Source organism: Burkholderia glumae LMG 2196 = ATCC 33617 (assembly GCF_000960995.1).
Classification (GTDB): Bacteria; Pseudomonadota; Gammaproteobacteria; order Burkholderiales; family Burkholderiaceae; genus Burkholderia; species Burkholderia glumae.
Genome location: NZ_CP009435.1, coordinates 2,871,758 through 2,890,560, shown reverse-complemented (window position 1 = coordinate 2,890,560; position 18,803 = coordinate 2,871,758). Strand labels below are relative to the sequence as shown.

Sequence of the window (18,803 nt, the reverse complement as noted above, 5' to 3'; positions counted from 1 at the left end):
GCCCGCAAATGGAAACCAAGACTGCACGATTGACCGTCCTGATCGACCCCGCGAAAAAGGCGGCATTCGAGCGGCTGTGTGCAGAACAGGACATCACGCCGTCGCAGGTCGTCCGGCAATTGATCCGGGACTATCTGGCCCAGCACAACGTGGAGTACGGCACCGCGAGCACGGCCGTCGGGCGCGGCGCGCGACGCGGCAAGTAAGCAGCAAACAAGCGCGGCTGCCGCGTCATTCCTTGATCGCCCAGCGGGGCCGGCCGCACTCGCTCCAGGCCAGCCGTCCGATCTCGAAGCGCCGGCCGCGCTCGAGCCGCACGGCCAGGTCGTGCAGGCCGAGCGCCGCCGAGAAATCGAAGCCACCGGCGCGTTTGGCCAGCACGGCGGCGCACGGCAGGGCGCTCGCGCCGTTCCACGCGAACACGATGCAATTTCCCGCATTGCTCGTCATCAGGACCGCGCGCGCCATGCCGAACACGGCCTCCACCCGCGCGAGATAAACCGGCAACGCCGGATCGTCATCGACGAAATTCGCCACCAGGACGCCGTTGCCGCGCAGCCGCTCGCGGCACGCTGCCAGGAAGGACTGGCTCGCGCATTGGGCCGATATGCCTTGGGCCTCGAAGGCGTCGAGCAGGATCACGTCCGCCGACACCTCGGGGCGGTCCATGTAGTGCGCGCCGTCCGCGCAGATCACCTCGAAGCGGTCGCCGTCGGCGGGCAGGTGGAAGCGATCGCGCAGCGCGATCACGCCGGGGTCGATCTCGACGGCCGTGATCGTGGTGGCGGGCAGGTGCCGATGGCAGTACTTGGCCAGCGAACCGCCGCCGAGCCCGATCATCAGGACCCGCGCCGGCGCGGGCGCGAGCAGCACGAAGCCCATCATGATGCGCGTGTATTCGAGCACCAGCCGCTCGGGTTCGGCCAGCGACATGAAGCTTTGCGTCGCCGACAGATCGAAGTGCAGCGACACCGTGCGCCGCGTCTCCAGCACGATCGGCTGGTTGCCGCCCAGCGACGCGGCGAACACTGCCACGAACGCATCCCACGCCGTCCGGTCCCGATCCATCAGCGCCTCTACCCCACAGGATTCGCGTCAGGCCTTGCGCAGATAGCACGCCTTCAACATGAAACTGCCGGCATCGGTGCGGCAGTCCACTTCGTGATCGCCGCTGGCGAGCCGGATGCCCTTGATCCGGGTGCCGACCTTCAGCGTGATCGACGAGCCCTTGACCCGCAGGTCCTTGATCAGCACCACCGAGTCACCGTTCGCGAGCACGCTGCCGTGCGCGTCCCGCACCAGCTCATCGGCAACCGGCGCCGGCTCGTCGGCGCCGGCGCCGGGCGACCACTCGTGACCGCAATCCGCGCAGACGACGAGGCCGCCGTCGGGATAGGTGTTGTTCATCGAGCATTGCGGGCATGCGGGCAGGGCTGACATGGCGGGTCCATCGAGGGGTGGCGGGGCGGCCGCGCGGGCGGCCACGGCTTGAATGTGCATAACATTATAATACAAGGCACATGTTATGATGATGGCGGGATAATGTCGGGATGGTCGGTGTACGCGCCGGTTTCCGTGTTCATCAGGCTTTTTGGCTCAGGCCACCGGCAGGCGTTCGCCCCGCTTGCCCCCCCTCCTCGGAGACGACGTCATGGCAATTTGGGTGGAGGTGAGGCTCGCGACGGCGCGGGACTTCTCGGCCAGCGGCGCGTGCGGCGCGGCGCTCGCCGAATGCGCGCGGCGCTTCCGCAGCGACATCCGGCTGAGCGCGGACGGCCACGAGATCGATGTGAAAACGGCGACCTGGGCGCCGCGCCTGCGCGCGGGCGCGCTGGTGCAGCTGCTGGTGGCCGGCCAGGACGAGGAGGCCGCGATCCGCGACCTGCTACCGCTGCTGCAGGCGAACTGAGCGCGCCGCGCGGCGGGGATCGGCATCGTGCGCATCGCGCATTCTTCGGCGAGCGTGAGCACCGCGCCGAGGCCGGGCGCGATGCGCGCCGAGATCTGCACGGCGGGAATCCGCACGCCGAAACGCGTGAAATCGAAATTGTCGAATTCGCCGACCGAATCGTCCGGCGCGATGTGGCCGTGGTTGCCGCCGTGCTGGCGTGTCGGCCCAGCCCGGGCCGTCGCGCAGCGCGCGATAGACGTCGTGGACCAGCTGCTCGCCCTTGGCCACGTCGTGGTTCGGATGCTGGCTGTTGCCGCTCGCGCTGAAGTCGGGCTCCCGGACGTCGCCGTCGGCAAAATGTAAGGACAAACAACGATTCGCGTCGTGACCTGAAGCCGGATCGGCGACGGTCTATGATCGTTCGAATAGCGAAACTTCCGGCCGTCCCGTCCGAGGATGCACCGGCGACGAGCCGATCGCAAGATTATTGCGCCGGGCGTAGAAGTCTTTGCATCCTCACAAATCAATGCAGTGCACAAAGCGACGTAGTATTTTCACTCCGCGTTCCGGGTCGATCCCCGGAAATCGCGGCTGCCCATGGCCGGCTTTGCGCGCCGGCATCGATTCCGTCACGAGGGCGTGAACGCGAAGCAGTGAAGCGCCGGGGCAGCGATGAGCGTTTGAATTCGGCCAACCCGAGAATGGAGGCAGCGACCGTGGCCACACAACCGGAAGATCGCGTCGAACCCGTGCAGATGGGGGCGCATACGTCCGCCTATCGGCTTGTCGAGCAACTCCTGTCGCGCGCCGACGTCCGTCTCGACGGTTCGCGCCCGTGGGACATCCGGCTGCTAGACCCCAAGGTGCCCGAGCGCGTGCTCGCCTACGGCAGCCTCGGCTTCGGCGAAGCCTACATGCAGGGGCAATGGGAGTGCGACCAGCTCGACGAACTATTCCGCCGCATCCTGGTGGCACGGCTCGACGAGCAGGTGCATGGCACGCGCCTGATCTGGCAGGCGCTGCGGGCGCGCTGGACCAACCGCCAGACCGCGCGCCGCGCGTGGCAGGTGGGCGAGCAGCACTACGACATCGGCAATGCGTTCTACGAGGCCATGCTCGACCGGCGCATGACCTACACCTGCGGCTACTGGAGCGACGGGGCGACAACGCTGGATCAGGCGCAGGAGCACAAGCTCGACCTGATCTGCCGCAAGCTCGGACTCAAGCCCGGCATGCGGTTGCTCGACATCGGCTGCGGCTGGGGCAGCCTGATGGGCTACGCGGCCGAGCGCTACGGCGTGTCCTGCGTCGGCGTGACGATTTCGAAGGAGCAGGCGGCCTGGGGCGCGAAACGCTATGCGCACCTGCCGATCGAGTTCCGCCTGACCGACTACCGCGACCTGGACGAACGCTTTGACCGGATCGCCAGCGTCGGCATGTTCGAGCACGTGGGCGCGCGCAACTATCGGACCTACATGGAGGTCGCGGAGCGCTGCCTGGCCGACGACGGATTGTTCCTGCTGCACACGATCGGCAAGAACCGCCGCGAGACCATGCCCGATCCGTGGATCGACCGCTACATCTTCCCGAACGGCGAAATTCCGGCGCTCGCGCATGTGGCCGAAGCGGTGGAAGGCCTGTTCGTGGTGGAGGATCTTCACAATTTCGGCGCCGACTACGACCGGACGCTGATGGCTTGGTACCGGAACTTCGAGGCAGCCTGGCCGCGCTTCGCCGCCGAGAAGGGCGAGACGTTCCACCGGATGTGGCGCTACTACCTGCTGTCGTGCGCGGGCGGCTTCCGCGCGCGCGAGATCCAGCTGTGGCAGTGGGTGCTGTCGCGGCGCGGCGTGGTGGGCGGATACCACCGGCCGTAGCTGTCTAGCCCCGCTCCCGCGGGGTTTTGTTTGTACCGTGCACACCAGCCCCGAGCGGGCTAGGCCGCGAGATGGCCGGGGAAGCCGATGGTCTGTGCGAGGATCGGCAATTCGTCCTCGTTCAGGCTCAGCGCCTCGGCCAGCGCACGATGATTGATCCAGCCGCGCACCACCGATCCCAAGCCGGCCGCGGCGCAGTAGAGCGCCACGTTCTGGGCGATCGCGCCGGCTTCGACGGCCGCGAAGATATCGAGCTGCGAAGGCGGCATGCCCGCCAGTGCGGCGGTGCGGACCACATAGACCAGGTCGAGCGGGGCCTGCCCCACGAAATCCTGGTAGCCCGTCAGGTTGCGGGCATCGACCGCGTGCTTGAGCAGCAGCAGATGCATGAGCGGATCGTAGCGATACACGCCGCCAGGCAAGGCCACGTAAAGGTCGATTGCATCGGCCCCGTATGCCGATGGCGCGGTGCGGCCCGCGCTGCCGGGGCGGTTGATGCCATCGGCGGCCCACAGCATCGCGCCGAGCGAGGCCGGCGGCAGCGCCTCCGCGGCGAAGGACCGGCAACTCGAGCGAGACGCCAGCGCCGCCATCAGTGGCACGCCGCCGTCGAGGCAGGGGCGCGGCAGGTCGATGACAGCCGCCGGCGTTTCCTGGAGTGCCGCCGGCCGTGCCGGCGGCGTCGGCGCATAGGTCAACAACTGCGGTTCCATCTGCGATTCTCCTGAGCGATCCCGCCATCGGCCCGACATGGAACGGCGGTGATTGGACGATAAGCCGGCGGCTTGGTCGGCGCTTGACCCTGGTCAATCGAGAGTCGTGGGATGCCGGACGTGCGCGGCCGGCACGGATTAATGAGCGTCATAGGTGCGCTTGTCCGCGCGAGCACAAGCCGAAGTCGCGCGGCGTGAGCAGGCGCAGGGCGCGCTGGGCGTCGTCGAGGGTGTGGAGCGGCAGCGATCTCCCTCCCGGACCGGCACCGGAAGGTAGCCGCAGTGGTCCCGATGCGCGTGGGTTAATGCTTGACGAAGTCGATGATCATCTTTCCGGTGTCGCCGTCGAGCGAGGCGGTCGGCTCGTCGAGGATCAGCAGGTCCGGCCGGCCGACGATGGCGCGCGCGATCGCCACCCGCTGCTGTTCGCCGCCCGAGAGCTTGGCCGGGGGCATCTGCACGCGATTGCCGAGCCCGACCGCCTGCAGTTGCGCGCATGCCTCGCGCATCGCCTGCTCCCACGCCAGTCGCTTGAGGATCAGCGGGATCGCGACGTTTTCCGCCGTGCTCAGCCTGGGAAACAGGTGATAGTCCTGAAACACGAAGCCTATGCGGTGCAGCCGGAACTCCGCGATCCGGTCCTTGTCGAGCGACCACAGGTCCACGCCGTCGATCGATACCGACCCGGCATCGGGGCGCAGGATGCCCGAGATCACGCTGAGCAGCGTGGTCTTGCCGCTGCCCGACGGCCCCACGATCAGCAGCATCTCTCCGAAGCGGGCCTGCATTGACACGCCGTCGAGCGCCTGGGTACGCGTCTCGCCCGAGCCGAAACCCTTGGCCAGGCCGCGTGCGTCGATCGCGAGCTGGCTCATGCTCAGCTCCGGAAAATGTCGAACGGCTCGATACGCAACACGCGTCGCACGCCGAGGTAGCTCGAGATCGCCGCGATCACGACCACCATGCCGGCCGCCAGCAGGAGATTGCCGTAGGTGAGCAGTGCGGCGTAGCCGGGAATTTGCAGCTTCGCCAGGCTGATCAGCAGCACGCACAGGCCGACCCCGATGCCGTAGCCGGTCAGCGCGGTGAAGGCCGCCTGGAATAGGATCATGGTGACCAGTGTCAACGTCGGACGTAATTTCCCCAGAAGTGTCGAAGTAAAATTCCCCACCCTGTTCGGACGGTGATCAGCCGGCGACGTGATCGAATGGGTTCCTTCGGGGGCGGCCCGGGCGCCGGCGAGCCGGTTCAGCGGGCACGGGGTTCAGGGAAGACGGACGGTTGCGCAGATGGTCCGGCAGCAGATCGGCGTGTTCTCGCAGGCGGTACGATGTGCCTTCGATCTGCACGACGATCGCGTGGTGCAGCAGCCGGTCGAGCAACGCCGCGGCCACCACGCTGTCGCCGAACACGTCACCCCATTCACCGAAGCTGCGGTTGGACGTCAGGATGATCGCGCAGCGCTCGTAGCAGGCGTTGACGAGCTGGAAGAACAGATTGCCGCCGTTGGAGCCGATGGGCAGGTAGCCGATCTCGTCGACGATGAGCAGGCTGTTACGGGCAAGGAAGCGCACGCGCTGCGCCAGGTTGCCTTCCCGTTCGGCCTTGGCCATCGAGTTCACGATCTCGGCCAGAGAGCCGAAGTAGACGCTCTTGCCCGCGCGTACGGCTTCCACGCCCAGCGCAATGGACAGGTGCGATTTGCCCGTGCCGGGCGGCCCCAGGAAGTGAACGGTCTGCCGTCGTTCGATGAACTCGAGTTGCGCAAGCGTCATGATGCGATCGCGATCCAGGCTCGGCTGGAAGCTGAAGTCGTAGCCGGCCAGCGTCTTGATCGTGCCGAGCCGCGCGGTCTGCAGCGCCATCCGGATGCGGCGTGTTTCGCGTGTCGTGAACTCCTCGCCCAGCAACGTTTCCAGCACTTCGAGCATCGAACTGTCGCCTTGCTCGAAGCGGTTCAGGGTGGCATCCAGCGTTTCGAGCGCGCGCGGCATGCGCAGGCCGACGAGATAGCGTCGGATGCGCTCCAGTGTCGAGGCAGGCATGCTGTTCATGCGGTCCTCCCGGCTTCTGCGAGACGTCTTGCGACCTGGTCATAGAACGACAGGGGCCGGCGAGCCACGCTCGCCGTCACCGATGGCACGGGGTGCCGTGCCTGCTGCTTACGCTGGTTTGCACGCCGATGACCGGGCAGCAGCGAGGTTCGTCGTCGGCCTTCTAGCACGGGATGAACCGCCAGCAGTTCACCGTCCTCGTAGATGCGGATCTCGTGCGCCAGACTGTGAACGTCGAGCACGCGCTTGCGCGTACGATCGGGCACGCTGTAGTAATTGCCACCGACCGAGACGAGACCTTCATGGCTCACGCGCCGTTCAAGCCGGATCACGCCGTTGAAGGTGCCGGGCGGCAACGCCTGCAGCGTAGGACGCTCCTCATTGAAGTGCTGAGCGACGACGCGGTGCGTCGTGCCGTGCACGCGGACATTGGCGACCGTGTCGAGCCACTCGCGCAGTTGGCGGTTCAGGTCGGCGAGGTTCTGGAAACGGCGCGCCAGGAAGAAGTCCTGCCGGATGTATCGATACGGGCGCTCGATCTTGCCCTTGGTCTTGGCGCGATACGCCTTGCAGGCCCGCGGCGCGAAGCCGTAGTGCTGCGCAAACGCGACCAGCTTCGCGTTGTAGACGATGTGCCTCTCGACTTCGCTGAGCACGGCAGCCTTCATTCGGTCGTACAGAATCTCACGCGGAGCGCCGCCGAGGTGCTCGAACGCTTCCATGTGGCAGCGCAAGACGGTCTGCAGGTCCTGATGCTCGACGAAGCGTCCCCAGAGATAGCGGCTGTGCCCGAGTACAATCGAGAACAGCCAGATCGAACGCCGCTGGCCGGGCGCGTCGTCGAACTCGACACTGAAGTGCGCGAAGTCCACTTGAGCCTGATGGCCGGCGGGCGTCTCAAAGCGTACCTCGAAGCCGCGCTGGCGGGGCGGCCGGACCTCCCGAACCAGGTCGCCCAGCGCCGTGCGACCGCCCGCGTAACCCATCGCCCGGACCTCACGCAGCAGACGCTCGACGCTCAATTCGGGAAACTCGCGTACGCGTTCGGTGATGTACTGGACGAACGGATCGACCACGCACGGTCGCGGCGTACGTGGACCGTAACGCGGCGCCTGAACGCCATTCCTGATGTATTTGCGAACGGTCTTGCGGTCCATACCCAGTCGAGCGGCGATGGCCGAAATACTCAGCCCTTGCCGATGCAATTCCAGAATCGTCATCACTTCCTCCAGCTCGACCACCGACACCCCCACGACGGATCTCCAGGGCAATATGGTCAGCGATCGACAGGACGGCGCCGCTACCGCGGCGCCGTCAGATAAAAAAACTGGGGAAAATTACTTCGACGAAAGTGGGGAGTATCTATCCGACGCTGACAGACCAGATCACGGTTGTTCGCGCCGATGGCCTCCAGGGCACCGAACTTGTCGAGGTTCTCAAGGATGAATGCGTAGAAGGTCTGGCCGGAGATCGACAGCCCTATGAGGAAGCTGATCACCGTCATCAGCAGGATATTGGTGCCGAACCCGGTCTGGTATTTGTAGAAGCGCGCGATCTGCGCGATGAACTCCTCGCGCGTATAGGCCAGGTAACCGAGCGAGCTCACGGCGGCCTTGATGCGTGGGATATCCGCGGGGCTCTTCGGCTCCACCAGGATGTAGGAGATCGTGAAGCGGGGCGAGGGGATGTACTGGACCGCGCGCGCATAGGTGGTGTACAGCGTGGGTGTGCCGAACAGGCCGCTCGCGGCCACCTTGGCGATGCCGACGATCACGCCGCGATGGTCGTTCAGATCGAAGTCGGTGCCGATCGTCGGGGTCCCGAGCTTGCGGAACTCCGTGTCGTCGATCGCGATGAAGCCGTTCTCCGCGTAGATGTCCTCGATGCGTCCGCTCGACATGGTCGGGCTGCCCGCCAGCTTGTTTCATGGTTATCCGTGCGTTCCAAAGAGATTCGATAACTATATAGTTAGGTGCCTCTCAAGTTCCGTGTTTTCATGCCGCTATAGAAGCTATTCAGAACGCCTGCCTGGTGCGAGATCAGGGCTATAGTCACATGAAAGCAAGCCGCTCGATCAGCCTCGGCAAGACGGTACTGCGCCGCCGGGGGCAGCACGGCAAGGCAATCGCGCCGAATCAACAAAATGAATCGAAGTGAATTTTATTTTTGGATCGAGCATTCCGAGCCCATTTAGATGAGTGAATTAAATTCCTCCTGCTCCCCTTCCTTGATTTGGAAAAATACGCAGATGTCGCGCATTGCCAGCTTCTTGAGCGTATGCCGCCTGACAATCACCGCTATCGACAAGATGCGCGTTGAAATCACTGCGTTGCGGCGGGCAGTGTGCGAATCTGCGGAGCACTACGCCAGAAGGCATCGGGTGGCGAACTACGTCGCCTTGATCGAGGCGGTTTTCCCGTCGGCAACTTCGGGCAATCTGGATAAGGCGAGAATATTGGCAATAAAGATGCAATCGGCATTGGAATTTGCGGCCGAAGCTTTGAGCAAGCTGCCTGATGCGGCCATCGCGGAGGTAGGGGGAGTGGTTCCTTCTGTGGAGTGCGTAATTGGCGATCTATTTGAAAAGTCCAAAAACAACGCCGAGATGCTATTGAAAATGCTTGATATCGCAGAAAGCGAAATTTCTTTGCTCCAGGAAGTGCTGATGATTCTGTCCGAGTGAGGGTGGGGCGATTTTAATCCTCAGCTGTCGAGTGTTGATGTTCGCGCAGAACTGGCCCACCAGGCCTGCAAAATTTTCATCGAAATAGGGTGATGCAACCGACAGCGCCCCGCCACGACCATCGATTCCCGCAGCGATCATCAGCCAAGCGGCCCGCTGATATTCCCGCCTCCGTGTTGTTGCGCGTCCGACCATGCCGAGGACGATCCCGAGGTACTATCAACGTTGGTTCGGCCCCGGCTTTGTGTTGTTCGGCTCGCACACCGGCGGCAATTCGCAAACGCAGATTAAAATATACACGGCGCTCAAACACGAGTAGGCGCTGGTTCCAGGGACGTTGATCGGCTCACCGCTACTCGCCTACTACCGACATCTACGACTTCTTTTGCGATGCGAAGACCCGATATGGATCTAGCCCCGACAGTCATCGAGCAATATGAAGCGGCGCTTCGAACTGCAATGCTCGCCAACGACGTCGAAGCGCTCGACGAATTGTTGGACGATGACCTGGTATTCACTGCGCCTAATGGACAGGTACTCTCGAAGGACGACGATCTTTCGGCTCATCGCGAGAAGCTTTTGCGTCTCGATAGACTCGATCTTCACGAGACCCAAGCGCACGCGGTAGGCGAGATGATCCTGACTACCACAAAGGCGACGCTCGTTGGCCACTTCGGCGCAATGGCTATTGACGGGACGTTTGCCTACACACGTTTGTGGCGTCAATCCGGCACACGCTGGCGCATCGTCGCTGGGCACGCGGCCGAGATCACATAAACACGCTTGCCGACCGAGTGCGTTTCATCGTGCAGGGTCTGGAAGAAGGGGCAATAGGACATCTGACGCTCCTTTCGGGAGAGAGAGGCAGCTTCCGCCGCACAACCCCAGCCATTTCGTAGCCGGGGGATCGAGCAAACACTATCACGCCGCGGACATGATCATCGTCGCCTTGTTTCTCCGCTGCGCTTTGGCTCCTTTGCCGGCATTGCTGAGACCGGTGCAGTCGGCATCGCGCCGAGCTCGGCAAGCTTGTCTCGTGCCTCGCGATATTGCTCGTAGAATTTGGCCCACTTGCTGAAGCCGCCGAGTTCGCCGACGGCACGCAGCATGGCGAGGTGGGAGGCGGTAAGCAACTGCACGGTGGCTTCGAGCTCGGCAATACCGGGACGGCCTCGCTTGTGCGAGACCAGTCCAGCCGCGCCAGACTCGCGGTAACGCTCGACAAGGCGTTGAACTTGCCGCACCGTCACGCCCAGCCGTTCGGCCGCACGACCAGGCTTCAGACCCATGTCCACCACAGCCCGAATCACCTTCAGGCGGTCGAGTTCTCGCATGTTCAATGTCACCAGTGTTGTTCGGTGCAAGGCCGGCTCCACAGTCCCATGAGGAACCGGCAAGCATACCGAGGGCGAAACGCGACATTTCTAAGTAGCCAGAACACGACATTTCTATAAAGCTACTACAACCAACAAGTTCGATAATTCATATTATGTCAAATTGAATTGAACCTAAGCAGAGCCGACGCCAGCACAATCAACGGCCCCGGCGCCTGCCGCACAAGCCGCTTGCGAGGCTTGATGCGCACGTTCAGCTCCGGTTCTCGGTAAATCCGGCACACGCGCTTCCATTCCGCCGTACTTGCTGGGCCAGTTGTAGAACTTCGCCGTGCTGACGCCCAGTTCCCGGCAAATCTCCGGCACCGCCACGCCAGCCTCCGCGCGCTTGAGCGCATCCATGATCTGGAGCCGCAGTGCGCGGCCGGGCGGCTCCGATCAACGAGGCGGCAGACTGGCTGGCTGCTTGCACGGCTGGCTGACGAGCGAATCCCCGCAGTCCAGGCAACAGGCGGACGGCTGCGTCGCCACCTTTCTAATTGTTTACAATATCAAAACAAAAAGCCCCATTAAATCCAAATATTCCCCGTTTATCGGACATCCAGGCGTCCGGATTCGGCTTTGACATCGACGCCAACGGCCGTCTGCGGTTTTATGTCAAAAATCCTTGCAATACGGAAATTTCATGGTTTTCCATATCCCAGGTGAAAGTGCGCGATGAAAATTCCGGCGCGAATAAAAATCAGCTTAACCATCTTTCTTAAATTGAAATTTTCCCCTAGAGTATCGATAGTATCGATACTTCGATCGCCGCGTTTGCGATCGCGAACCTGAGATGAGCCGAGAGCCAATGACCCATTCCATCGTTACATTTCGTCATACAGATCTGACCCGATGCGAGGTTAATAGCAACCTGTTTTGCATCGGCATTCCTTGTCTGCAACCGTTGCTGCCCGATCGGGCAGCATGAGATAGCCTTACCGCAGCTGCGCGCGGTTGATACCGGCTGGGCCGCCAAGGACCAGGATATCGCGCGCGATCGCGAACCGGCACGCCATGAGCCTTGCCGCCAGGCAGGCGAGTGATCGGTTTTCCGAGCAGCCCCGGCTCCGAGGCGGCGGTTCGGATTGCGATTCGGGTTCTCCGCTCAGGGCGCTTCACGCGTCGTCATTAAAACGGCGTCTCGAGTGTCGTGCCTCGGCGCGGCCCGCAATATTCCATGATGCGACGGCTCATTAATCGGCAAGCTCGATTAATGAGCATTTCAATAACCATTCCTGCGCTCTGGAATTTCCGGGCGAGGACATTGAAGGAACTTCTGCATATCAATGCAAGATTTTCTCCAGATTTGGCTATACGAATTTTCCCGTATCGAAAAACCGCAGCATCTCGGCGCCACATTGAGCCGGGTTGCGGCGATACTCGGTTACGAATTCGTGGCTTATGGAATACGACGTCCGCTGCCACTCAGCAATCCTCCTTCGCTGACGGTATCGAACTACCCTGCCCGCTGGCAGGAACGCTATCAGGGGCTGAGGCTCGCCGAGATCGATCCGGTCGCGCGCGCAGCGAATGCGAGCGATCGGCCGGTGGTGTGGTCATCGCAGGGCAACGACTCGGATCAGGCGTTCTGGCAGGAGGCGTCGTCGTTCGGCCTCATGCACGGCTGGTCCTCCGCCACGCGCGGCGCGGAAGGTACGCTGGGCGTCCTGTCGCTGGCACGCGGCGGCGACGCCATCGATGAGGTCGAGCGCGATCGAAACGAATTCATCGTGCACTGGCTCGCCAATGTCGCGCACGCCGCGCTGGCGCCATTCCTGCCCGCGGCCGGCGAGCCCGAGGCCAATCTCACGTCGCGCGAAACCGATGTGCTGAAGTGGACCGCCGACGGCAAGACTGCCTATGAAATCTCGCGAATTCTCAGCATTTCGGAGAGCACCGTGAACTTCCACGTGAAGAACATCATGTCGAAGCTGGGTACTTCCAACAAGATCCAGGCCGTGGCGAAGGCGGCGCTGACGGGCATGCTCTGAGGCAGGCAGGGCGCGGCGGCGCCCTGCCTCGCCGCTGCGGGCGCCGCGGTTCAGGCAGGCGCGGCCTCGCGCGCATCGAGGAACGCGCCGATGTGCGCGACGAGTTCCGGATTGCCGCGGCACAGCTCATAGTGATCACCAGCAACCTCCACACTGCCCGCATGGCCCGGCAACAGGGCGCCGATGGCCATCGACCCGGCCGGGGCGACGTGCAGGTCGGCGCCCGATACCACGGTGAGCGCAGGATGGGCGACCTGCCGCGCCACCTCGGCCATGTCGATCGCGCGATACGCCAGATAGTTGATGCCGTAGCGATGCAGATGCCGATCAGACGAGAACGGCTCGGTCACCTGAAACTCGCCGCGGGTTCGCTCGGCGCTGGCCGCCAGCTTTTCCTGGATCGAACCCGCCAGCGTCCGGCTGCGCGCCGCGAGCGACAGGAAGATGTCCATCTGGCGCTGGATTTCGGTGGGTTCGGCGTGCGCCGCGGACGGCAGGTATTCGCCGCCCACCAGCACCAGCCGGGCGATCGCCGCGGGCGCCAGCCGGGCCGCCAGCAGCGCGACGCCCGCCCCCGAGCAATAGCCCAGCACGTCGGCGCGGGCGGGGCCGCCCGCCGCTGCGGTGGCGCGGATCACGGCCGTCAGATCACGCGCATGCAGTCGGGCGTCGAAGGTGGTGGTGTCGTCGTCGCGCTCCACGTCGAGCAGGAACCGCGACTCCCAAGTGACGACGTCGAAGCGCGCGTGCAGCGCCGCGTAAGCGCGTGTCAGCATCGCATGGCGCGCACCGAACGGCAGGGCCACGACGACGGTCGGCATGCCCGGGCGCACGGCGGAGCGAAATACGTTCAGCTCGCGCCCGTCGTCGGCGAATATCGACTCTCGAATCATTTTCTGGCCAACCCTTGCAAGGCGATCGCAGCGGCAGCACTCAGGCCGGACGCAGCGCCGCGCGGCGCCATAGATGAACAAACGGCGTGGTCATTGCCGTGGTCGCGAGCGCAACCAGCAGCAGCACGGCATACGCGCCCTGCGACAGGGCCTGCATCTGCAGCCCGGCCGACAGCACGACCAGTTCCACCAGCCCGCGCGTGTTCATCAGCGAGCCGACCAGCGCAGCGTCGCGTCGCGGCAGCCCGGACCAGCGCGCGCCCAGGTACGAGCCGCCGAACTTGCCCACGAAGGCGACCGCGAGGAACGGCACCAGCCAGCCCCACTGGGTTGCGCCGTCGAAGGTCTCGAAGCTCACTTGCAGCCCCGAGTAGACGAAGAACACCGGCAGCAGCACCGCGTTGACGAAACCCTCGATTTGCCGCTCCCAATGCGCCTGGAGCCCGGGCACGCCCCGCAGCATCACGGCGGCGAGCAGCGCGCCGAACGCACTGTGCACGCCGATCGCGGTGGTGGCCCAGGCCGACACCGTCACGTAGGGCACGACGACGGCCATCAGCGCGCCCGGGGAGTCGCGCCGCGTCGCCTCGCCGGCCAGCGGCGCCACCACGAGCCTCACGACGAGCTTCGACACCACGAGGAACACGGCGATGCCTGCCACCACGCGCCATGCGCTCGACAGATCGGCCCCGGCCACCGCGATCGCCGACACGAAGGCCAGCATCACCCAGCCTGCCAGGTCGGTCAGCATCGCGGCGGACAGCGCGAGCATGGACGGCGGCGAGCCGATCAGGTCCGTGTCGGCCACGATTCGCACCATCACCGGCAGCGCCGAAACCGACAAGGCCACGCCGCAAAACAGCGTATAAGGCAAAGTCGCGACCTGTGGCGCGAGCGTATCGTGCGACAGCCAGCCGATCGCGCAGCCCCCTGCCAATGGCAGCAGCATGCCGATCGCGGCGACCTTCACGGCCGGCGGTGCCGCGCCCGCCGCGGTGCGCCGCGGATCGGCACCGAGTCGCAGATGCAGGCCGATCTGGAACATCAGCATGATCACCCCGACCTCGCCGAGCTGGGTGAGCCCGGCCGACACGGCCGGCCCGAACAGGGCCGTCTGCAGGCTCGGATCGACCGCGCCGAGCACCCCCTGCCCCAGCACGATACCCGCCGCCAGCTCGCCGACCACTCGTGCCTGGCCGAGCCGCTGCGCGAGCCAGCCGAAGCACCCGCACGCGGCGACGATCAATGCCAATTGCAACAGCCAGGTGACCATCCGGACGCTCCCTCGAGTTGATGTATGCGGTGCCGCGCGAGCCGGCGAATCACCGGCCGCGACGGCACCGCAAGTAAAAATCAAGTGAGGCTTACGGGCAACTATCAACTCTTACAGGGCTGAGCACGGCGGCTCCGACCTATAGAAGTTCATAGTTTTGCAAACCGATCGCATCGTCTCTAATGAGCGCAGCCATCATCGACGGGCAGGCATGACCGCCGTCGCCGCGCCGCCCTGCTCCGGTCGCCGTTCGGTGCTGGCTTCATACCGGGCATCATTCGGCATCCTATTTTTTCGGGGAGATTCATCATCTTGACCTCCGTCAGCGTCAACCGGCTGTTCGATTCCCAAGCGCGGCTGAACCCCGGCGCGATCGCCGTGTCGGGTGGCGGCACGCATCTCACCTACGCGCAGCTGGCGCGCTGCGCCGATCATCTCGCGCGGCGTCTCGTCGAGGCGGGGGTCAGGCCGCTCGATCGCGTGCTGCTGTGCCTGCCGCGCTCGCTCGACGCGGTAATCGCGATGCTCGCCGTGGCCAAGACGGGCGCGGCGTTCGTCCCGGTGGATCCGTCCTATGCCGCACCGGTCCTGCACGCCTACGCGCTCGATAGCGGCGCGCGCTACGCGCTGGTGCGTCCTGGCGAAGGCGCGGCGCTGGGCGAGGCGGCACGGCTCATCGAGGCGCACGATCTCGCTGCCGCGCGCGACGCCGACGCCCCCGTGGTGGATGCAGGCCACGACGGCGAAGCGCCGGTCTACGTGATGTTCACTTCGGGCAGCACGGGCCGCCCGAAGGGCGTGATCGTGCCGCATCGGGGCGTGGTACGTCTGGTGCGCGACACCAACTACATCCGGATCGACGCGACCGATACGCTCGCGCTGCTCTCGCCCATCACCTTCGACGCCTCGACCTTCGAGATCTGGGGCGCGCTGCTCAACGGCGCGCGGCTCGCGGTCTACCAGGAGCCGGGCTTCGATCCGAACGCGGTCGGCCGGCTGGTGGCCGAGCAGCGCGTGACGGTGATGTGGCTGACCGCTGCGCTGTTCCATCTGGTGGCGCGCCGCTTCGTGCGGCTGCTCGACGGCGTGCGGGTACTGCTGGCGGGCGGCGACGTGCTGCACGCGAAAGCGGTCCACGCGGTATTCGACGCCCACCCCGGGATCATCCTCGTCAACGGCTACGGGCCGACCGAGAACACTACCTTCACCTGCTGCCACGTGATGCGCAATGCCGAGCGCCCGCAAGGCTCCGTGCCGATCGGCCGCGCGATCACGGGCACCACGCTGTGGGTGCTCGACGAAGCGCTGCAGCCGGTGCCCGACGGCACGGAAGGCGAGCTCTGCGTGGGCGGCGCCGGTGTCGCGCTCGGTTATCTGAACGCCCCCGAGGCGACGCGTGCCGCGTTCCTCACCTGGCCGCACCAGCACGGCCTGCTGTATCGCACCGGCGACCGGGTACGGCGCGGGCATGACGGCGTGGTCGAATTCCTCGGTCGCAAGGACCGGCTGGTGAAGATTCGCGGCTATCGCGTCTCGCTCGACGAACTGCAGAAAGTGATCGCGACGATTCCAGGCGTGGAAGAGGCGATCGTCTCGGTATCGGAGGACACGCTCGGCGAGCGGCGGCTCACCGCGACCCTGCAGGCCGCCGATGCCGGCCCCGAGCAGCAGGCCTTCGTGCGCCGCGAGCTGCGCAAGCGCGTGCCGCCGTTCCAGATTCCCGACGAGATCCATATCCATTCCCACCTGCCGTTGAACGCCAACGGCAAGCTCGACCGGCACCGCGTGCCGGCTGCATGACGAGCCCCTGCCTATCCGGAGAGAAGCTATGACCAACACCATCGATATCACCGAAACCATCCAGGCGACTTGCCGCGAGCTGTTGAAGTTGCCCGACCTCGCCCCCGGCGAGGATTTCTTCGATCGAGGCGTCAGTTCGCTCACCGTCGTCGAGCTGCAACTGCGCATCGAGGAGCAGCTTTCGCTGCAGGTCGCGACCAGCAAGCTGATGGCCGCGCCGTCGATCGACGGCTGGGCCAACGCCTACCGCGACGCCGCCAGCGCGGCATGAGCGCCGGCGGCGCATCCGGCCGTTTTCCGCAACACCCGTTACCATCCGAGGAGGCACTCCCATGTCACAATTCAAACTGACGCCCGAGGACATCGCGCGTTTCCGAGAACAAGGCTATCTGGGCCCGTTCAAGCTGTATTCGGAAGACGAGGCACGCGAGCGCTACCGCCAGATCCGCTCGCAGCTGTTCGATCGCGAATACGCGATCTACGATCTGCCCGCCACGAGCCCGATTGCGAACTACGATCGCCACCTCGACGTGAACCTGCTCAGCGAGCACGTCACGCGTCCGGAGATCGTGCAAAAGCTCAATGCGATCCTTGGCCCGGATCTCATCTGCTGGCGCTCCGAGATGTTCCCGAAGTATCCGGGCGACGAGGGCACCGACTGGCACCAGGCCGACACCTTCGCGCATGCCTCCGGCAAGCCGCAGGTGGTGTGGCCAGGCGACGGCCGTTTCGGCGGCGCCATCACGGTCTGGACCGCGCTCACCGACTGCGACGAGGAAAACGGCTGCCTGCGCTTCGTGCCCGGCACCCATGAGGAGATGTTCTACGACGAGGCGAAGAAGATGGCCTTCGATCCGTCGAACATCAACGCGCTGGAGAAGGACGGCATCAAGCGTGGCTTTTTCGGCTACGACTATCGCAGCCTGCAGAAGGATCCGGACTGGAGGCCGGACGAAAACGCCGCCGTGTCGCTCAAGATGAAGGCCGGCGAATTCGTGATCTTCTGGTCGACGCTGATGCACTCCTCGTTCCCGAACTCCACCAAGGATCGCACCCGCCTCGGCTACGCCTGCCGCTATGTGCCGACCTCGGTGCAGATCTACCCCGACACCGATACCGTCAGCGAGTACGGCAGCGAGGTTCGGCTCGACAAGTACGGCGTGGTGCTGGTGTCCGGCGAGGATCATTTCGACCACAACCGCCGCGTCACCTGCAACGCACGCGGCCTGCCCTTCATGCAGAGCGTCGAGGCATGAGCGTGGCGCGCGGCGCGGCCAGCCCGGCTCCGCCCCGCTGCGTCGCGCGCCGTGCCAGATCCTTGTCCCAGCTGTTTCTCCCCCTCCTGCCTCATCTGCCAGCCAGGATTCCCGAATGAAAGTCATTCCCTTGTCACCGGCGCTCGGTGCCGAAGTTCGCGGCATCGACCTGACCCGCCCGTTGTCCGCGCGCACGCGCGACGATATCGTCGGCCTGCTCACCGAGCATCAGATGCTGGTGTTTCCCGACATGTCCATGTCGAGCGAGCAGCAAATCGCGATGAGCCGCAATTTCGGCGAGCTCGAGCCGCATCCGATGACGACCAACACCTCGCCCTACCCGGAAATAACGGTGGTCTCGAACGTGACCACCGACGGCAAGCCGCTCGGTTATCCGACGCCGCCGTTCCAGCTCTGGCATTCCGACCTCTGCTACCTGGAGCGGCCCGCGAAGATGACGCTGTTCTATGCCGAGTCGGTGCCCGAGCAGCATGGCGACACCTGGTTCGCCAACATGTTTCGCGCCTACGACACGCTGCCCGAGCACCTGAAGGCCGCGCTCGACGGCCGCAATGCCGTCTTCAGCCTGGACGGCAGCCTGGTGAAGCGCTGCCGCAAGATCGGCTTCGACCTCAACATCGCCGCCGACGACTTCAAGCCGACCGTCTCGCATCCCGCCATCCGCGTCCACCCGGAGTCGCTGCGCCGCTCGATCTTCGTCAACTGGGCCCATACCGACAGCGTGGAGGGGTATTCGCCCGAGCAGAGCGAGGCGCTGCTGGAGCAGGTCTTCGCGCACTGCCTGAACGAGGACTTCATCTACCGTCACCGCTACACGGCCGGTGAACTGGTGATCTGGGACAACGCCTCGGTGATCCACACCAATTCCCCGCACGTCCCGGTCGGCAATCGCATCATGCGCCGCGTGATGGTGACCGGACAGGCTCCGTTCTTCCAGTAATCGGGCCGCCAGACCGGCGTCCGATACCCGGGCGC

19 protein-coding genes and 4 pseudogenes are annotated in these 18,803 nt (G+C 64.7%); 11 read left to right on the top strand and 12 right to left on the bottom strand.

Annotated features, from left to right (window positions below):
• Positions 1-8 precede the first annotated feature (8 nt).
• Complete coding sequence (locus tag KS03_RS25465) at positions 9-206, top strand: ribbon-helix-helix protein, CopG family (RefSeq protein WP_015875789.1); 198 nt, start codon at positions 9-11, stop codon at positions 204-206.
• A gap of 25 nt (positions 207-231) precedes the next feature.
• Here the strand turns inward: KS03_RS25465 and KS03_RS25460 are convergent, their stop codons facing one another.
• Positions 232-1,068: a fused MFS/spermidine synthase gene (locus KS03_RS25460; protein WP_015875788.1), complete on the bottom strand. Its 837-nt coding sequence runs from the start codon at positions 1,066-1,068 to the stop codon at positions 232-234.
• A gap of 27 nt (positions 1,069-1,095) precedes the next feature.
• Positions 1,096-1,440 carry a zinc ribbon domain-containing protein YjdM gene (locus tag KS03_RS25455; RefSeq protein WP_015875787.1) on the bottom strand — a complete coding sequence of 115 codons (345 nt, stop codon included), beginning with the start codon at positions 1,438-1,440 and terminating at the stop codon, positions 1,096-1,098.
• A 211-nt stretch (positions 1,441-1,651) separates the two neighbouring features.
• Between KS03_RS25455 and KS03_RS25450 the strand changes: the two genes are divergently transcribed.
• The 3 genes from KS03_RS25450 to cfa all read left to right on the top strand — a co-directional run bounded on the left by KS03_RS25450 (position 1,652) and on the right by cfa (position 3,768).
• Entirely contained in the window at positions 1,652-1,909 is a 258-nt protein-coding gene (locus KS03_RS25450) for an HPr family phosphocarrier protein (RefSeq protein ID WP_017433257.1), read from the top strand.
• 27 nt (positions 1,910-1,936) lie between these two features.
• Positions 1,937-2,254 carry a hypothetical protein gene (locus tag KS03_RS33445; protein WP_042968115.1) on the top strand — a complete coding sequence of 106 codons (318 nt, stop codon included), beginning with the start codon at positions 1,937-1,939 and terminating at the stop codon, positions 2,252-2,254.
• 338 nt (positions 2,255-2,592) lie between these two features.
• Entirely contained in the window at positions 2,593-3,768 is a 1,176-nt protein-coding gene (gene cfa, locus KS03_RS25445; RefSeq protein WP_373419875.1) for a cyclopropane fatty acyl phospholipid synthase, read from the top strand.
• Positions 3,769-3,827: 59 nt separating this feature from the next.
• On the opposite strand, the gene KS03_RS25440 is transcribed toward cfa, so the two are convergent.
• The 6 genes and pseudogenes from KS03_RS25440 to KS03_RS25415 all read right to left on the bottom strand — a co-directional run.
• Positions 3,828-4,481: a nitroreductase family protein gene (locus KS03_RS25440; RefSeq protein ID WP_015875785.1), complete on the bottom strand. Its 654-nt coding sequence runs from the start codon at positions 4,479-4,481 to the stop codon at positions 3,828-3,830.
• 305 nt (positions 4,482-4,786) lie between these two features.
• Positions 4,787-5,362 (bottom strand): annotated as a pseudogene (locus tag KS03_RS25435) (ABC transporter ATP-binding protein); the annotation flags it as partial.
• A pseudogene (locus KS03_RS25430) lies at positions 5,359-5,601 on the bottom strand (ABC transporter permease); the annotation flags it as partial. The pseudogenes KS03_RS25430 and KS03_RS25435, both read right to left, overlap by 4 nt.
• A gap of 67 nt (positions 5,602-5,668) precedes the next feature.
• Positions 5,669-6,535: an IS21-like element ISBcen28 family helper ATPase IstB gene (istB, locus tag KS03_RS25425; RefSeq protein WP_012732871.1), complete on the bottom strand. Its 867-nt coding sequence runs from the start codon at positions 6,533-6,535 to the stop codon at positions 5,669-5,671.
• Complete coding sequence (gene istA, locus KS03_RS25420) at positions 6,532-7,788, bottom strand: IS21 family transposase (RefSeq protein ID WP_017432522.1); 1,257 nt, start codon at positions 7,786-7,788, stop codon at positions 6,532-6,534. Before istA ends, istB begins: the two co-directional genes overlap by 4 nt.
• 125 nt (positions 7,789-7,913) lie before the next feature.
• Positions 7,914-8,453: pseudogene (locus KS03_RS25415) on the bottom strand (ABC transporter permease family protein); the annotation flags it as partial.
• 276 nt (positions 8,454-8,729) lie between these two features.
• On the opposite strand from KS03_RS25415, the gene KS03_RS25410 reads away from it, so the two are divergent.
• Both KS03_RS25410 and KS03_RS25405 read left to right on the top strand, forming a co-directional pair.
• On the top strand, positions 8,730-9,218 hold the full coding sequence (locus KS03_RS25410; protein WP_230674356.1) for a hypothetical protein: 489 nt from the start codon (positions 8,730-8,732) through the stop codon (positions 9,216-9,218).
• 405 nt (positions 9,219-9,623) lie between these two features.
• On the top strand, positions 9,624-9,995 hold the full coding sequence (locus KS03_RS25405; RefSeq protein ID WP_015875783.1) for a nuclear transport factor 2 family protein: 372 nt from the start codon (positions 9,624-9,626) through the stop codon (positions 9,993-9,995).
• A 161-nt stretch (positions 9,996-10,156) separates the two neighbouring features.
• On the opposite strand, the gene KS03_RS32965 is transcribed toward KS03_RS25405, so the two are convergent.
• The gene (locus KS03_RS32965) at positions 10,157-10,564 is read right to left on the bottom strand and encodes a helix-turn-helix domain-containing protein (protein WP_230674357.1); all 408 of its coding nucleotides are present in this window, start codon (positions 10,562-10,564) and stop codon (positions 10,157-10,159) included.
• 330 nt (positions 10,565-10,894) lie between these two features.
• A pseudogene (locus tag KS03_RS33440) lies at positions 10,895-10,954 on the bottom strand (hypothetical protein); the annotation flags it as partial.
• 920 nt (positions 10,955-11,874) lie between these two features.
• Here KS03_RS33440 and KS03_RS25395 point away from each other — a divergent pair.
• On the top strand, positions 11,875-12,585 hold the full coding sequence (locus KS03_RS25395) for a LuxR family transcriptional regulator (protein ID WP_308507004.1): 711 nt from the start codon (positions 11,875-11,877) through the stop codon (positions 12,583-12,585).
• Between the two features lie 50 nt (positions 12,586-12,635).
• Here KS03_RS25395 and KS03_RS25390 read toward each other — a convergent pair whose 3' ends face one another.
• Together KS03_RS25390 and KS03_RS25385 are read right to left on the bottom strand one after the other, a co-directional pair.
• Complete coding sequence (locus KS03_RS25390; protein ID WP_015875733.1) at positions 12,636-13,478, bottom strand: alpha/beta hydrolase; 843 nt, start codon at positions 13,476-13,478, stop codon at positions 12,636-12,638.
• A gap of 40 nt (positions 13,479-13,518) precedes the next feature.
• Positions 13,519-14,751, bottom strand: coding sequence for a cation:proton antiporter (locus KS03_RS25385; protein WP_015875732.1), 1,233 nt, complete (start codon positions 14,749-14,751; stop codon positions 13,519-13,521).
• Positions 14,752-15,063: 312 nt separating this feature from the next.
• Between KS03_RS25385 and KS03_RS25380 the strand changes: the two genes are divergently transcribed.
• From KS03_RS25380 to KS03_RS25365, 4 genes are all read left to right on the top strand, one after another.
• Complete coding sequence (locus tag KS03_RS25380; RefSeq protein ID WP_015875731.1) at positions 15,064-16,551, top strand: amino acid adenylation domain-containing protein; 1,488 nt, start codon at positions 15,064-15,066, stop codon at positions 16,549-16,551.
• 28 nt (positions 16,552-16,579) lie between these two features.
• Positions 16,580-16,822, top strand: coding sequence for an acyl carrier protein (locus tag KS03_RS25375; protein WP_015875730.1), 243 nt, complete (start codon positions 16,580-16,582; stop codon positions 16,820-16,822).
• Between the two features lie 61 nt (positions 16,823-16,883).
• Positions 16,884-17,807, top strand: coding sequence for a chlorinating enzyme (locus KS03_RS25370; protein ID WP_015875729.1), 924 nt, complete (start codon positions 16,884-16,886; stop codon positions 17,805-17,807).
• Positions 17,808-17,922: 115 nt separating this feature from the next.
• Positions 17,923-18,768 (top strand): TauD/TfdA dioxygenase family protein, encoded by an 846-nt coding sequence (locus tag KS03_RS25365; protein WP_015875728.1) that lies wholly within the window; start codon positions 17,923-17,925, stop codon positions 18,766-18,768.
• The last annotated feature ends 35 nt before the right edge of the window (positions 18,769-18,803 follow it).